The sequence below is a fragment of the Cytobacillus oceanisediminis genome, assembly GCF_003182355.1.
GTDB classification, from domain to species: domain Bacteria; phylum Bacillota; class Bacilli; order Bacillales; family Cytobacillaceae; genus Cytobacillus; species Cytobacillus oceanisediminis_A.
In genome coordinates this window covers 51832-65973 of sequence record NZ_QGTW01000021.1, presented here as the reverse complement: position 1 = coordinate 65973, position 14142 = coordinate 51832, and the positions used below count along the sequence as shown (strand labels likewise).

The following is a 14142-nucleotide window of genomic DNA, read 5'->3' as shown; positions in this document are numbered from 1 at the left end:
TCGACTTGCATGTATTAGGCACGCCGCCAGCGTTCGTCCTGAGCCAGGATCAAACTCTCCATATAAGAGTTGATTAAGCTCATAAGTTGTCTTTTCAAAAAAGACTAAAGAATTAACGTTGACGTTTTTGTTCGTTCAGTTTTCAAAGATCAATCCGTCGCCCAAAAGCGACTTTATTAATATATCATTTATCAGCTTTGATGTCAACAACTTTTTTTGAGTTGTTTTTGCTTACCTTCATCAGCGACGTTTATTAATATACCAAGATACCAATTAGAAGTCAACAGTTTTTAAAAAGTTTTTTCTAAAGCAAATAACGCATCATCCTTTTTGCTCTCGCCGAGGTCGGGACCGCATGTATTTTAGGCAATCAGACGAAGAAGCTATACGCTGGAATAATGAAAATAAAATTTTATATCTCTCTTCCATAGCTCCTTTTACAATATGGTCAATCCTGTCATCCTTTAAATCGAATAGTATTTCATCCATCTCACGCTTAATCAAATATTCCATTTCCTTTACTTCTTTTTGATTTAATAGCATACCTATCACAGCCATTGCCCCCTATTGTTTCTTTTTGTTTTTTTGTAGTATTTTTCCATTTTGGTTTTTTTATGAATTTTAATTTTTATTCATGTATAAGACAAGTTAAGCATAGGTATGAGACAAGGAATGTATCGGACGAGGTGAAGGATATTATGAACTTTTTTTATGTGCTAAATGGAAAGTCATTAAAACAAATTTTGTTAGTGGTAATAGCAGCGTTTTTTACTTCTTGGTTCCTCTATATGGAGAGCATTGTCCATTTGCCTGCCTTTTCAGCCAAAGACGGGCCAAAGGCCGTTTACAAGGGGGAAAAAGATTTAGCATTAACCTTTAATATTGGATGGGGTGATGTGAAAGCAGAACCTATTTTGGACATCCTCAAAAAGGAAGGTGTTAAGTCAGCGACATTTTTTCTTGCCGGGTCCTGGGCAGAGCGCCATCCGGATTTGGTTGCAAAAATCGTGAAAGAAGGTTACGAAATTGGAATATTGGGCTACGATTACGAGGATTACACCGAGCTTGAAGAGCATAAAATCAGGCGAGATCTCGCTAAAGCCCAAGAAGCTTTTAGAAAGCTCAATATTAAAGACATCAAATTGGTGCGTGCTCCTACAGGCCATTTTGATCAAAAGACCTTAAAGATTGCAGAAAGAATGGGTTATACGGTTGTGCATTGGAGCATTGATTCAAAGGACTGGACTAATCCTGGTGTTGAAGTAATTGTTGAAAATGTGTCGAAAGCGAAAAAAGGGGATATTGTCTTGCTTCATGCATCCGATTCCGCAAAACAAACAGCAAAGGCATTGCCAATCATCTTGGATGATATTAAAGGAAAAAGCTTAAAGCTTGTTACCGTTTCCGAAATGATTGCAAATGCTGATACCAAGACGAATGAAATAAAGTAAAAAGAAAAGCCATCCAACTATTTGGATGGCTTTTCCGCTATTTTGCTTCTTTGTTTTTGAGAGTCTTCATTAAGTTTATGAAGAATAAGCAACTGATAAGTATTGCAGGCTAATAACGGAAATAACATTAAGTATAGCCAGCTTTCTTCATTTACCTTTAAAACAGGAACCCACTCAATAGCAGTAACTACCACCATAAAAAAGACTGCCGGGATGAATGCATGCTGATTCGTTTGTTTTGTTTTTATCACAGCAACCGCAAGTCCTATTAGTAAGAGAAAGATTGCAACGCCAATATACGGAAGCATGCTTTCTCCCTCGCTGGCAAAAGCCTTATAGCGAAAATAAACAAGATCAAATAATGCAAACAAAATAAGTACGATTTGAATCGGATTCCATAAACCTTTGAAAATGCCCAATCCAAAACGGTGTACAGTTAGATAAGCAAAGAACCCCATTTGACTCACGATACTAAAAATTAACCCTACACCTATAAGCCAGAACAATACAGAGAGGATTTCTAGAATATCAAAATCAGTGAAAAGAGGTGCAAATTCTTCCCATCGAACAATAAATCCTACAACTCCAGTTGTTAAACCGCCAACTAAAAGAGTTGATATAAAAAGCTTTACCCAATTACGGCTAGTCAATTTATTTTTCCCCCATAATAATTAAATTCATTCCTTTTAGGACATTACCTCCTTATGATTGTACCAACCAAAGTTTGAAAAATCTAGGCATTGTATTTGCAGCGCATAATATTTGCTGATTTTCTTCATTCTAAAGTTAAGGACACCTCTGAAAGGAGCTTCACCTATGCTAAAAAAATTCCGTTTGCTCCTGCCATTTGCAATTGTGTTATTCATATCAGGCTGCGGCCAGGGTGAAACCGGCGGCGGCCAAATGGATTATGAGCAAACTAAAAAAATGGTTGTAGATATATTGAAGACAGATGAAGGAAAAAAAGCCATTGAAGAATTAATGGCAGATGAAAAGATGCAGCAGAAGCTAGTCATGGACCAAAAGATTGTAGCTGAAACAATTGAGAAAACTTTGACCTCTGAAAAAGGCACAGAATTTTGGAAGAAGTCTTTTGATGATCCAAAGTTTGCTGAAAGTATGGCAAAAAGCATGCAAAAGGAAAATGAACAGCTTTTAAAGGATCTAATGAAGGATCCTGAATATCGAGGAATGATGATAGAGGTACTAAAGGATCCTGAGCTTGAGAAAGAAGTAACCAACGTTCTTAAAAGCAAAGAGTATCGGGAGCACTTGCAAAAGGTAGTAACTGAAACATTTGAAAGCCCGCTCTTTAAAGCCAAAATCCAGGATCTCCTTCTTAAAGCTGCTGAAGAAGTTAAAGGCGGAGAACAGCAGGGTGGCGGAGAAGGCGGCGGCCAAGACGGTGGCGGCGGCGGCCAAGGTGGTGGAGGCCAAGGCGGTGGCGGTGGAGAAGGCGGCGGAGCTTAATTACTGGGTAAGAAGCGGCAATTTTCTTGCCGCTTTTTTATTTTCTAAAAAAAATACCTCCCCCACAACTGGAAGAGGTATTTATATTACTTGCTTTCAACTGCTTGAATAACTTTCCGCGCGATATCCGTATAAACTTGCCCAAGCTTATGGTCTTTTTCATAAATGGATGGAGCGAAGTCTTCTTCATTCCAATCAGGCTGTTGAAGCGGAAGCTGGCCTAAAACTTCCGTTCTAAGTTCATCAGCTAGCTTTTCTCCGCCGCCTTGGCCAAAGACATGCTCTCTCTCTCCAGTCAATTTGCTTTCAAAATATGCCATGTTTTCAATAACACCTAAGATCTCATGTTCTGTCCGAAGCGCCATAGCACCAGCACGCGCAGCAACAAAGGCCGCAGTCGGATGCGGTGTTGTAACAACAATTTCTTTGCAGGACGGCAGCATTGTGTGCACATCCAGGGCAACATCGCCTGTTCCTGGCGGCAAGTCAAGAAGCAGGTAATCAAGCTCGCCCCACTCTACTTCATTAAAGAAGCTGTTCAGCATTTTCCCAAGCATTGGGCCTCTCCAGATAATTGGCGCATTATCTTCGACAAAGAATCCCATTGAAATGACTTTTACCCCAAAGCGCTCTACTGGAAGAATTCTTTCTCCCCTGACAACAGGTCGCTTTGTTATTCCCATCATATCAGGAACGCTGAATCCATAAATATCGGCATCAATAAGGCCAACCTTCTTGCCCAATCTTGCAAGGGATACTGCTAGGTTTACGGAAACGGTGGATTTGCCAACCCCGCCCTTTCCGCTTGCAATTGCAATAAATTCAGTTTTATTGCCTGGAGAAAGTAAACCTTTATCTTCCTCAGATGCAGACTCTCTGTATTGTGATAAAACTTCTTCAGGAAGCTCGCTGAAGCGGATGCCGACTGTTGCCGCTCCTGCTTCTTTTAAAAGGCTTACAATTTGTGTTTGAAGCTGAAGCTGTTCAGCGGTACCTGTTTTGGCAATCTGGATCTTTACGCTGACATGGTTCTTTTCTTCTTTAATTTTAATTTCTTCAATCGCATTTAGTTCGCCTAACGTTCTATGTATAAATGGTTCCTTTACTCCGCTTAAAACTTCACTAACTTTCTGTTCAGATAACATAATTGCACCCGCCTTTTGAATTCGTTTCCATTTTAGTATAGCATATTGAAAATTCTTTACTGTTAATTCTATCACATCCTATTTTTAATCACTATTCCCCTGCTTAATTATGTACAACGCTAAAAAAAAGGAAAAAGATGCCGTTTCAGCACCTTTTCATTCCCACTTCTCTACTAACTCTTTTTCATTTGTATAATAGCGCATAATTCCATTATAAATGGAAGCAGCAATTTTATTTTGATAATCCTCTGTTTTCAGGCTGGCTCTTTCACTCGGGTTTGATAAAAATCCTACTTCAACTAAGACACCCGGTTTTTTAGCGTATTTTAATATATAAACATTATTCAGCGGTTTGGAATTCCGGGTGGTATTCTCCAGGTTGCGGCGAAACTCGTCCTGAATGAATTTTGCTGCTTTGGCGTTTTCCTTAATACCAGGTGCGTAAAAGGTCTGAGCCCCTCTCCATCGGGGAGAGGGAATCGAATTCAAATGGATGCTTACGTAAAAATCGGAATCAGAAGTATTAATCATTTCAAGCCTCTTCTTCAGGTCTTCCACTTTTCGCCTGCTGTATCCCCTGGTCCCCTCAGGTGCAAGGTCCTGGTCACCTTCCCTTGTCATAATCACAAGCGCTCCTTGTTCCTGAAGGTAGTCTCTCACTTTTAAAGAAACATCAAGGGCGATATCTTTCTCGAGTGCGCCTTCATCCCCAGCACCGCCATCTGGACCCCCATGGCCTGGGTCAAGCAAGATGATCTTTCCTGTTAAAGGCAGATTCCACGAATCCCAAGAATCATCATCCGAAAAATCATATTGTAAAATAAGAAAAAGGACAATAAGCCCGATCGCAAACCCGCTTATTTTTAATTTTTTCTTCATATGCACTAATCAATCCCTCCTGCTTATCCTCATTTCAATATATGGGACAAGGAGGAATTCTAGAACTTCGAAAAGGGACAGCGCAGCCCTTTAATACAGGCAATGAGACCAGCTAAAGTTCTTCGTAAAGGTTGGCAATCAGTGGAGGCGCAGTTTGTGCCTTCTTTGTCCTTTATTAAATCCTTCTGACCACCAGCTGTTTACATATTGCTCGCACATATAATAAAGGGATTCGCTCATAATAGCTTCTGAACCATGACCCCAGTACAGGAAGAAGTTATATAAAGTATCCACTAAATGTTTTTGTTCTTTTTCACACCTTATACGGACTTGATCCACGGATTCGCCATAGAACCCAAAACGGCTGTAATTCGCTCCAAGTAAATACGCTTCTATCGCTACATCGTAACAAGCTTCTTCAATTCCGGAATTCATCATCAATCCGGATACAAACCTTGACGAGCCAAAGAATTGCTGGACTTTTTCTTTTAAAGCTTTTATGGAAATTTCCCGAAGGACTGATTTTTCATATTTAATTTGCTTTTCTCTTTTTTTCTCTTTGAACGTCGTTATGACAGTCACTGCTTTCTCACCCCTTGAAGATAGTCTTTATCTGCCGCGGGAGAGAAATACAAAAAGCAGACACGATTCAGCTGCCAATTTTTTATGGATTTCTAGACGCATTATTTAAGAAAAAGCTCCAGCCAGGCTGAAGCTTTTCATAAGTTCTTATCGAATTTGCCCGTTTCCGGACATTAAATATTTACGGGTTGTTAATGCTGGAAGGCCCATAGGTCCTCTCGCATGAAGTTTTTGTGTTGATATTCCGATTTCAGCACCAAAACCTAGCGCTCCTCCATCTGTAAACCTTGTGGATGCATTATGGTAAAGTGCCGCTGCATCCGTTAGCTGCATAAACCTCTTTGCTGTATCTGCATTTTCTGTAATAATCGCTTCAGAATGCTTTGTACCATACTGATCGATATGGTCAATCGCTTCTTCCAAATCATTAACTGTTTTTACAGCTAGGTTCAGGCTTAAATATTCATTCGCCCAATCACTTTCAGTTGCTGGCTTTACATCTGGAAGAGCAGAAGCTGCTGACTCGTCACCATGAACGGTGATACCATGCTTTTTAAGCGATTCTGCAAGCAATTCTTTATGCTCGTTTAGCCAAGCTTCATGAACAATCAGCGTTTCCGCTGCATTGCAGACAGCTGGACGATCTGTTTTTGCATTAATAAGGATATTGATTGCTTTCTCCGTATCTGCATCCTTATCCACATAGATATGACAGTTACCTACTCCTGTTTCAAGTACAGGAACTGTCGCATTTTCAACAACTGCCTTAATTAAAGATGCTCCTCCCCTTGGGATTAAAACATCGATGTGCTCTTTCATTGTGAAGAGCTGCTTTGTTGCTTCTCTGTTAACCGTATCAATGAACTGGACAGCATTTTTTGGTATTCTTGTTTCTTCAAGTGCTTTATGAATAATTTCCACAATGGCTTTATTTGAATTAAGAGCAGAAGAACCGCCTTTTAGCACAATGGCGTTGCCTGATTTCAGAGCCAATCCTGCTGCATCTGCAGTCACATTCGGGCGTGCTTCGTAAATCATGCCAATGACGCCAAGCGGAACACGTACTTCTTCCACCTTCAAGCCGTTATCCAATGTCCAGCCTGACATTACATCTCCAATTGGGTCAGGAAGGTCTGCGACCTGGCGAAGGCCTTCCGCAAAATCAAAAATGCGTTCTTTATTAAGGGAAAGGCGATCCATAAACGCCTGTTCAAACCCTTTTTCTTCTCCATTTTTTAAATCAATAAGATTTGCTGAAATAATCGATTCATATCCTGTTTCCAAAGCATCTGCTACTGTACGAAGTGCTTCATTTTTCTCTTCTGTCGTTAAAATACTTAAACTTTTGGCAGCCTTTCTTGCCTTTTTTGCCTGTTCTTCTACTTTATTTGTCTTTACTGCTGCTGCAGTAGTCATTGAATCCCTCCTAATTTAATTGCATTAAACAAGTGCTGGTAATTTAAAATCACGTGAACACACAAATGTTTCTTGTGCAATGGCCGGTTCTAACTCTTTTTCATCCTCCGCTGCCACTTCATTAAGCTGTTCATTTGAAAAATTAACTCTGCCGAGGCCGATCTCTTTTCCTTCTTCATCCAGGATACGGACTACCGCACCATCCTTGAATCGACCCGTAACATCCTGGATATCTGAACGGTACAGGTTTTCATTTTTATCGATAATTGCCGTTTTGGCGTTAGAGCTAATTGTAACCTTCCCTTCAGGACCGGAATGGAAAGCAATCCACTGTTTCTGATTATCGAGGTTAAAAGCATCTGATTCCTGTTCAAAATAGGTTCCTTTGGCAGCACCTTCTACAGCATCCATTAGAATATTCTCGGTTCCCGCTTTTCCTAAAAAGGAAACGATTCCTGCAGCCATTGCAATTTTTACTGCCTGGATCTTTGATTTCATGCCTCCTGTTCCAACTGCACTTCCTGAACCGCCAGCTGCCGCTTCAATTTCCGGTGTAATGGAATGGACGTTTTCCAGAAGCTTTGCATTAGGATTGTCATTTGGATTGCTGTCATAGAGGCCGTCAATATCCGACAAAATGATGAGCAGATCAGCATCAATGAGGCCTGCAACCTTCGCAGCAAGGGTATCATTGTCCCCAAATCTTAACCGGTCGACTGTAACCGTATCATTTTCATTAATAATCGGAATGATTCCTCTCTCCAATAGCACATTCATTGTGTTATGCATATTTCCATAACGTACTTCATCGGAAAAGTCGCTTCTTGTAATTAATATTTGTGAAGCCACATATCCGTGAGATAAAAAGAGTTCTGAGTAAGATTCCATTAGTAGCCCCTGGCCAATTGAAGCTGCAGCCTGCTTTTCCGGGAGTGATGACGGCCGGTCAATACAGCCAAGCTTGCGATAGCCTGCCGCTACAGCACCTGATGAAACCACTGCTGTTTCATATCCGGCATCCTTCAATGCCACAATTTGCTCCGCAAGATTTTCAAGCTTCCTGCGGCTGATCTCTCCGTGCATGCTTGTTAATGAGCTGCTTCCAATCTTAATAACAACTCTTTTTATCTGTTTTTCTTTTTTAAACATCCAATACCTCCTGTGAACTATTACAGCCTACATAATTACGGTTCATAAATGAGGAAAAAAAGAGCCGAGAAGTTCACGGATCGATATAGCGGGCCGTATTTACTAAACATATGGACCGGAGTGTCATTGCGACAAGAATTCGACCGCTGTTTTTCCCGGAATTTATGAACTTCTTTTATTAAGATTAGGAAGTGACAAGTGCACCTTCCAACTCCTTGCTGATTTCCTTCGAGCGTTTAGCAGCATGTTCGACTGCCTGTGAGATAGCTTCCCCGCCTTTATATTTCCTTAGCGCCTCAAGCCCCGATGCTGTTGTGCCGTTAGGTGAAGTTACTTTTTCCCTAAGTGAAGTAGGTGCTTCTTCTTTTTCCAGTACCATCTTTGCAGCACCGAAAATAGTTTGCGCCACAATTTTCCGAACCGTTTCCTCATCCATACCTTTTTCTACCCCTACGCGTTCCATATTTTCCATCAGATAATAGAAGTAGGCAGGACCGCTTCCAGCTAAACCCGTAAATACATCCATTTGGTCTTCATCGATGATATAAACCTCACCCATGCATTCAAGCAGCTCTTTAATCAATTCAACATTAGCCATGCTTGTATGCTTGCCTGCCACCACAGCTGTAGCGGATTCCTGAATCATGCTTGACGTATTCGGCATAACACGGACAACCTGCTGGCCAATATTTAAATGCTCTTCCATAAACTCTGTTGTAATGCCTGCTAATACAGAAAGGATCACCTGGTTAGGTTTTAGTTTGTCTTTAATAGAATGAAGAGCTTCTTCTGCACCCTTTGGTTTCATGGCTAAAATAAACAAGTCAATCTTTCCAAATGGCAGCTCGCACTGCGGTATAGCCTGAACACCGTACTTTGCATGAATTTCATCAAGTCTGCCTGCATTGCTCTTGTTTGTTACATAAACCTGATCTGCAGGCATTTTTCCAGCTGTAATAACGCCTGAAATCATTGACTCTGCCATTGAACCTGCCCCTAAAAAAGCAATCGTTTTATTTTCTAACATGGACATCCTCCTTAAGATGATCATTCTGTTCGTAAAACCGTTCGTATTTTTTCAACGTTATCTATCGTAACATGCTGAAATTCATATTCAAGGGTATATCGGAAAGTCTGCAGGATAAAGGCGAGATAGTGAATGAAAACGCTAACATCCTGTATGAGCGTCCTCTTAGACTCTCTCACGCAGGATTATCCCTTCTAAGGACGATATTTGCGGAAATAAAAATTCCCACTTTCTGTATGGTCTACTTATAGCGACAATATGCGACAATCGGCACCTTACAGTGAACGGTACCTATAATAGTTGGTCCATTTGTAAAATGATACGCTATTCTTGTTTTGCCGCTGGCTGTGTTAATGCTGCAAATTTCGTTACTTTTACCCATTTATTTGGACTGTGGATTTCTATAGTTAAAACCTCAAAAAGAACCGATCTCCCTAGTCCGGAACGGTTCTTTTTGAGGTTGCTGAGGTACATACTTTTTCAACGCTTTAATTTGATATACATTAAGCTATCGCCCGCGGTTCAAAATAAAACAGAAATAAAACCTTTTATAGAAATATAAAAAGACCCCCAACCAAAACGGTTGAGAGCCTTTGAGCCGTTGAAAATTAACGCTTTGAGAACTGAGGAGCACGACGAGCACCTTTAAGACCGTATTTCTTACGCTCTTTCATACGTGCGTCACGAGTTAATAGTCCTGCGCGCTTTAATGTTGGACGGAATTCTGGGTCAGCTTGAAGCAATGCACGAGCGATACCGTGGCGGATTGCGCCAGCTTGACCAGTGTATCCACCGCCGTTTACATTTACAAGAATGTCGTAGCTGTTAAGAGTTTCAGTAGCTACAAGCGGTTGTTTTACAACTTCACGTAAAGCTGCAAAAGGAATGTAATCTGTGATTTCACGACCATTGATGATGATTTTACCGTCGCCTGGAACTAAACGAACACGTGCAACGGAGCTCTTACGACGACCAGTACCAATATATTGAACCTGTGCCAAGTTAATAACCTCCCTAAAAATTATCCACGAAGTTCGTAAACTTCAGGTTGTTGTGCTTGGTGCGGATGTTCGCTACCAGCATATACGTGTAATTTCTTGAACATTTGACGGCCAAGAGAGTTCTTTGGAAGCATGCCTTTGATAGCAAGCTCTAACATTCTCTCAGGGTAGTTTGTACGCATTTCAAGAGCAGTTCTTGTTTTAAGACCGCCTGGGTGCATGCTGTGACGGTAGTAGATCTTGTCAGTAAGCTTTTTCCCAGTAAGTTCGATTTTTGAAACATTGATAAGAATAACATGATCACCAGTATCTACATGTGGTGTATAAGTTGGTTTATGTTTACCACGTAAGATTGATGCTACTTCACTAGCAAGACGACCTAGAGTTTTGCCTTCAGCATCAACCACGTACCATTTACGTTCGATATTATTTGAATTCGCCATAAACGTTGTACGCATCAGTTTCCCTCCTAATAAATCCATCATTAATCATTTTGGTTTAATATATTCGACACAATAAGTTCCGGGGCTTATCGTGGTTTTAATAATAATACCATATGCTATATTATAACTTTGACAGTCCAATGTCAAGGGAATGTTACACCTGGTTTAGTTGTTTTAAGATCTTTTTTTTAAAAGATTTGGCTTTACAACGCGGCCCCGTGGTTCCCCGCTGTTATTTTCCAATATTTTAATAAAAAACTTTCCATAAATATAAACCCTGAGGTGGTGCTGTTTTCCCTGCAGCAGATCTGTTTTTCTCCTCGATAATGGCAGGCATGGAATCCGCGTCTCTTTCCCCGGACCCAACCTCCAAAAGAGTGCCGGTGAGTATACGGACCATATTGTATAAAAAACCAGTGCCTTTAAAACGAAAGATCAGCATGTCTCCTTCTTCCAATACCTCTATCTCCTGGATTTCCCTTACCTTGTCTTCCACTTCCGTCTTTGCTGAACAAAAGCTTGTAAAATCATGTGTCCCTACTAAGCCCGCTGCTGCTTTTTTTATAGAATCAATATTTAAAGCATAAGGAAATTGATAAGCATAGTGGCGTTTAAAAGGATCCCTCCTGGACGATAAATGCACAAGGTACCGGTATTCCTTTCCTTTGGCATCAAAGCGGACATGGAAGTCCTCAGCAGCTCTGGCAGCCCCTATAACCGCCACATCATCCGGCAACAGCGAATTCAGGGCAATCTCCCATTTTTCAAGAGGAATATTTAGTGGCGAATCAAAATGAATCACCTGGCCTCTTGCATGGACGCCAGCATCGGTTCTTCCAGAGGCTGTGACCCTTATGTCTTCTCCCTTATGAATCTTCTTCAATGCCCTCTCCAGCTCTCCCTGTACGGTCCGCTTATTCGGCTGAACCTGATAGCCGGCAAAAAGGGTGCCATCATAAGTAACGATACATTTAAATCTTGGCATAATTCAGCTCCATTACGTCCGCAGCAGAAATAACACAAGGGTCAATGCTGCAAGCAGAGCAAGCATTCCTGTATCCTTTAGACCCCAGCTAAGCTGCCTGTATTTCGTTCTTCCTTCCCCGCCTCTGTACCCTCGTGCCTCCATCGCCACAGCAAGCTCCTCTGCCCTTTTAAAAGAACTGACAAACAAAGGGATCAGCAGCGGAATTATGGCTTTAACCCGGTCTTTAATAGGGCCGCTCGCAAAATCAACTCCCCTTGCTGTCTGTGCCTTCATAATCTTGTCCGTTTCCTGCATGAGGGTTGGGATAAACCGAAGAGAAATAGACATCATTAGAGCCAGCTCATGAACCGGAAACTTAATCTTATTCAAAGGAGCAAGCAAACTTTCAAGGCCGTCTGTTATTTCAATCGGTGTCGTAGTTAATGTCAGAATGGAAGTCATTAGAATCAGCAGGAAAAAGCGCAATGAAATAAAGATACCCTGCCTTAACCCTTCTTCGTAAATGGTTAGCCACCCAAACTGGAACAGGACTTCTCCCTCTTTCGTTAAAAATAAGTGCAGGAATAAAGTAAAAATAACAAGCAGAAGTACTGGCTTCAAGCCCGTATAAATAAACCTGAACGGCACTTTTGACAAAGCGATCATAAAAAAGGTATAAACCGTTAATAAACCATAAGTTAGCAAATTATTGGCGAGAAACACGATGCATACAAATAAGAAGATAAGCATCAGCTTTGAGCGGGGATCCATCCGATGAATGACAGAATCGGCGGGAACGTAGCGCCCAAAAATCATTTTCTCCATCATTTCGGCACACCCCTTTTCACTAATGATGCTACTTCTTCGGTCAGCTCTTCCATTGTTAAACAAGTCTTAGAGAAACGGGTATTGAATGACTTTTCAAATTTTTGCTGAAAACGGACAACCTCAGGGACATCAAGGCCAAGCTTAAGCAAGCCCTCAGGTGAGGAAAAGATTTCTTTAGGTGTTCCCTTCTCATACACCTCTCCGTTATGCATAATGACAATCTGGTCAGCGTAACGGGAGGCATCTTCCATGCTATGCGTTACCAGTACGGTTGATAGCCCTCTGGTTTGATGCAAGCTATAGAACATATCCATAATCTCTTTTCTGCCTCGCGGATCAAGTCCTGCAGTAGGCTCGTCCAGTACGATAACATCTGGTTCCATAGCAAGCACGCCGGCAATGGCCACACGCCTCATTTGGCCCCCTGATAGATCAAACGGAGACTTGTACAGGATTTCTTCTGGAAGTCCAACTTGCTGGATTGCAGCACGCGCCCTTTTTTTGGCTTCTCCTTCAGAAATTCCGAAATTCATCGGGCCAAAGCATATATCTTTTTCAACCGTTTCCTCAAACAGCTGATGCTCCGGAAACTGAAATACGATTCCGACCTTTTGGCGGACTTCCTTCAGGTTTTTCTGTTTTTTATCTGCGGTAATGAATCGATCCCCAATAATCACCTTGCCTTCTGTCGGCTTCAGCAGCGCATTCAAATGCTGGAGAACAGTAGACTTTCCAGACCCGGTATGCCCAATGACAGCCAGGAAGGTGCCGGAAGGAATATCGATGGATACATCTTTTATCGCAAGGCGTTCAAATGGCGTATTAACCTGGTAACGGTATTCTACATCCTGGAGTGAGATGTCCATAACTCTTCCACCAACTCTTCTTCTGATAAGTAATGCCTGGATAAGGGCAACCCTTTTTCTCTTAACATTTTGCTAAGCTTAACAGGAAAAGGAATATCCAAACCAAGCTTAACTAGCTCGTCATCCATTTGAAAGATTTCCTCAGGTGTTCCCTCTCGGTAAAGCTGTCCTTTGTTCATGACAAGAATTCGGTCCGCCTTTGCGGCTTCCTCTAAGTCATGAGTTATCGAGATAACCGTCATATTATAATCCTGCTTTAGCTCTCTAACTGTTTCCAGTACCTCTTCACGCCCTCTTGGATCCAGCATGGAGGTAGACTCATCAAGGATGATAATATCCGGTCTTAGGGCAATGACGCCGGCTATCGCTACCCTTTGCTTCTGGCCTCCGGAAAGATGGTGCGGCTCTTGATCAAGAAATTGTGCCATCTTGACTTTCTCTAATGATTGAATAACTCTTTGCACCATGTCATTTCTTTCAATTCCATGGTTTTCTAAACCAAAAGCCACATCATCCTGAACTGTAGTTCCAACAAACTGGTTATCCGGATTCTGAAAAACCATGCCAATCTTCTTTCTGGTCTCCCATACCGTATCCTCTGCCAATTGGATTCCGGCTACTGTAATATTCCCTTCAAGAGGAAAATGCAAGCCATTCAGCAGCTTAGCAAGCGTCGACTTTCCTGAACCGTTATGGCCTACAATAGCTAGCCATTCTCCCTTAAAAATAGTAAAAGAAACATTTCGAAGGGCAAATCCGGCCTCACTATCGTATTTAAACGAGATATTCTCTAATTCAACTAATGGCTCTTTCATCTCAAATCCTCCTCTCAACTCTGCTTCTCTCTTTTTTAACTCTGCTCATCACAGCATTATTTGCCGACTAAAGTACTTATATTTTACGCCTAATAAAAAACCC

At 41.5% G+C, this 14142-nt stretch carries 16 protein-coding genes and 1 rRNA gene; 2 read left to right on the top strand and 15 right to left on the bottom strand.

All coding sequences use genetic code 11. From position 1 onward, the window contains the following. Together DFO73_RS26060 and DFO73_RS26055 are read right to left on the bottom strand one after the other, a co-directional pair. Positions 1 to 65, bottom strand: a 16S ribosomal RNA gene (locus DFO73_RS26060); the annotation flags it as partial. A 256-nt stretch (positions 66 to 321) separates the two neighbouring features. Continuing rightward, positions 322 to 552, bottom strand: a complete 231-nt coding sequence (locus DFO73_RS26055; protein ID WP_110067576.1) for a hypothetical protein — start codon at positions 550 to 552, stop codon at positions 322 to 324. Positions 553 to 698: 146 nt separating this feature from the next. Between DFO73_RS26055 and pdaB the strand changes: the two genes are divergently transcribed. Next, positions 699 to 1451 carry a polysaccharide deacetylase family sporulation protein PdaB gene (pdaB, locus tag DFO73_RS26050; protein ID WP_110067575.1) on the top strand — a complete coding sequence of 251 codons (753 nt, stop codon included), beginning with the start codon at positions 699 to 701 and terminating at the stop codon, positions 1449 to 1451. A gap of 17 nt (positions 1452 to 1468) precedes the next feature. Here the strand turns inward: pdaB and DFO73_RS26045 are convergent, their stop codons facing one another. Beyond that, positions 1469 to 2101 carry a KinB-signaling pathway activation protein gene (locus DFO73_RS26045; protein ID WP_110067574.1) on the bottom strand — a complete coding sequence of 211 codons (633 nt, stop codon included), beginning with the start codon at positions 2099 to 2101 and terminating at the stop codon, positions 1469 to 1471. Positions 2102 to 2267: 166 nt separating this feature from the next. Here DFO73_RS26045 and gerD point away from each other — a divergent pair, with 166 nt between their 5' ends. Further along, the gene (gene gerD / locus DFO73_RS26040; RefSeq protein WP_181396141.1) at positions 2268 to 2921 is read left to right on the top strand and encodes a spore germination lipoprotein GerD; all 654 of its coding nucleotides are present in this window, start codon (positions 2268 to 2270) and stop codon (positions 2919 to 2921) included. Positions 2922 to 3007: 86 nt separating this feature from the next. Here gerD and DFO73_RS26030 read toward each other — a convergent pair whose 3' ends face one another. The 12 genes from DFO73_RS26030 to DFO73_RS25975 form a co-directional block, all read right to left on the bottom strand. Beyond that, positions 3008 to 4066 carry a P-loop NTPase gene (locus DFO73_RS26030; protein WP_110067573.1) on the bottom strand — a complete coding sequence of 353 codons (1059 nt, stop codon included), beginning with the start codon at positions 4064 to 4066 and terminating at the stop codon, positions 3008 to 3010. Positions 4067 to 4222: 156 nt separating this feature from the next. After that, complete coding sequence (gene cwlD / locus DFO73_RS26025; RefSeq protein WP_110067577.1) at positions 4223 to 4945, bottom strand: N-acetylmuramoyl-L-alanine amidase CwlD; 723 nt, start codon at positions 4943 to 4945, stop codon at positions 4223 to 4225. 138 nt (positions 4946 to 5083) lie between these two features. Then, positions 5084 to 5527 carry a YbaK family protein gene (locus tag DFO73_RS26020; protein WP_110067572.1) on the bottom strand — a complete coding sequence of 148 codons (444 nt, stop codon included), beginning with the start codon at positions 5525 to 5527 and terminating at the stop codon, positions 5084 to 5086. Between the two features lie 147 nt (positions 5528 to 5674). Then, positions 5675 to 6943, bottom strand: a complete 1269-nt coding sequence (locus tag DFO73_RS26015; protein ID WP_110067571.1) for a glutamate-5-semialdehyde dehydrogenase — start codon at positions 6941 to 6943, stop codon at positions 5675 to 5677. A gap of 24 nt (positions 6944 to 6967) precedes the next feature. Continuing rightward, positions 6968 to 8092: a glutamate 5-kinase gene (gene proB / locus DFO73_RS26010; protein WP_110067570.1), complete on the bottom strand. Its 1125-nt coding sequence runs from the start codon at positions 8090 to 8092 to the stop codon at positions 6968 to 6970. Positions 8093 to 8276: 184 nt separating this feature from the next. Continuing rightward, positions 8277 to 9119 (bottom strand): pyrroline-5-carboxylate reductase, encoded by an 843-nt coding sequence (gene proC / locus DFO73_RS26005; protein WP_110067569.1) that lies wholly within the window; start codon positions 9117 to 9119, stop codon positions 8277 to 8279. Between the two features lie 608 nt (positions 9120 to 9727). Beyond that, entirely contained in the window at positions 9728 to 10120 is a 393-nt protein-coding gene (gene rpsI / locus DFO73_RS26000; protein WP_026583690.1) for a 30S ribosomal protein S9, read from the bottom strand. Between the two features lie 20 nt (positions 10121 to 10140). Then, positions 10141 to 10578, bottom strand: coding sequence for a 50S ribosomal protein L13 (rplM, locus tag DFO73_RS25995; protein ID WP_110067568.1), 438 nt, complete (start codon positions 10576 to 10578; stop codon positions 10141 to 10143). 232 nt (positions 10579 to 10810) lie between these two features. After that, positions 10811 to 11548, bottom strand: coding sequence for a tRNA pseudouridine(38-40) synthase TruA (gene truA, locus DFO73_RS25990; RefSeq protein ID WP_110067567.1), 738 nt, complete (start codon positions 11546 to 11548; stop codon positions 10811 to 10813). 12 nt (positions 11549 to 11560) lie between these two features. Further along, positions 11561 to 12358, bottom strand: coding sequence for an energy-coupling factor transporter transmembrane component T family protein (locus DFO73_RS25985; protein ID WP_110067566.1), 798 nt, complete (start codon positions 12356 to 12358; stop codon positions 11561 to 11563). After that, entirely contained in the window at positions 12355 to 13224 is an 870-nt protein-coding gene (locus DFO73_RS25980; RefSeq protein WP_110067565.1) for an energy-coupling factor ABC transporter ATP-binding protein, read from the bottom strand. Before DFO73_RS25980 ends, DFO73_RS25985 begins: the two co-directional genes overlap by 4 nt. After that, positions 13200 to 14039 (bottom strand): energy-coupling factor ABC transporter ATP-binding protein, encoded by an 840-nt coding sequence (locus tag DFO73_RS25975; RefSeq protein WP_110067564.1) that lies wholly within the window; start codon positions 14037 to 14039, stop codon positions 13200 to 13202. The genes DFO73_RS25980 and DFO73_RS25975 overlap by 25 nt, the downstream gene beginning before the upstream one ends. Positions 14040 to 14142 lie beyond the last annotated feature (103 nt).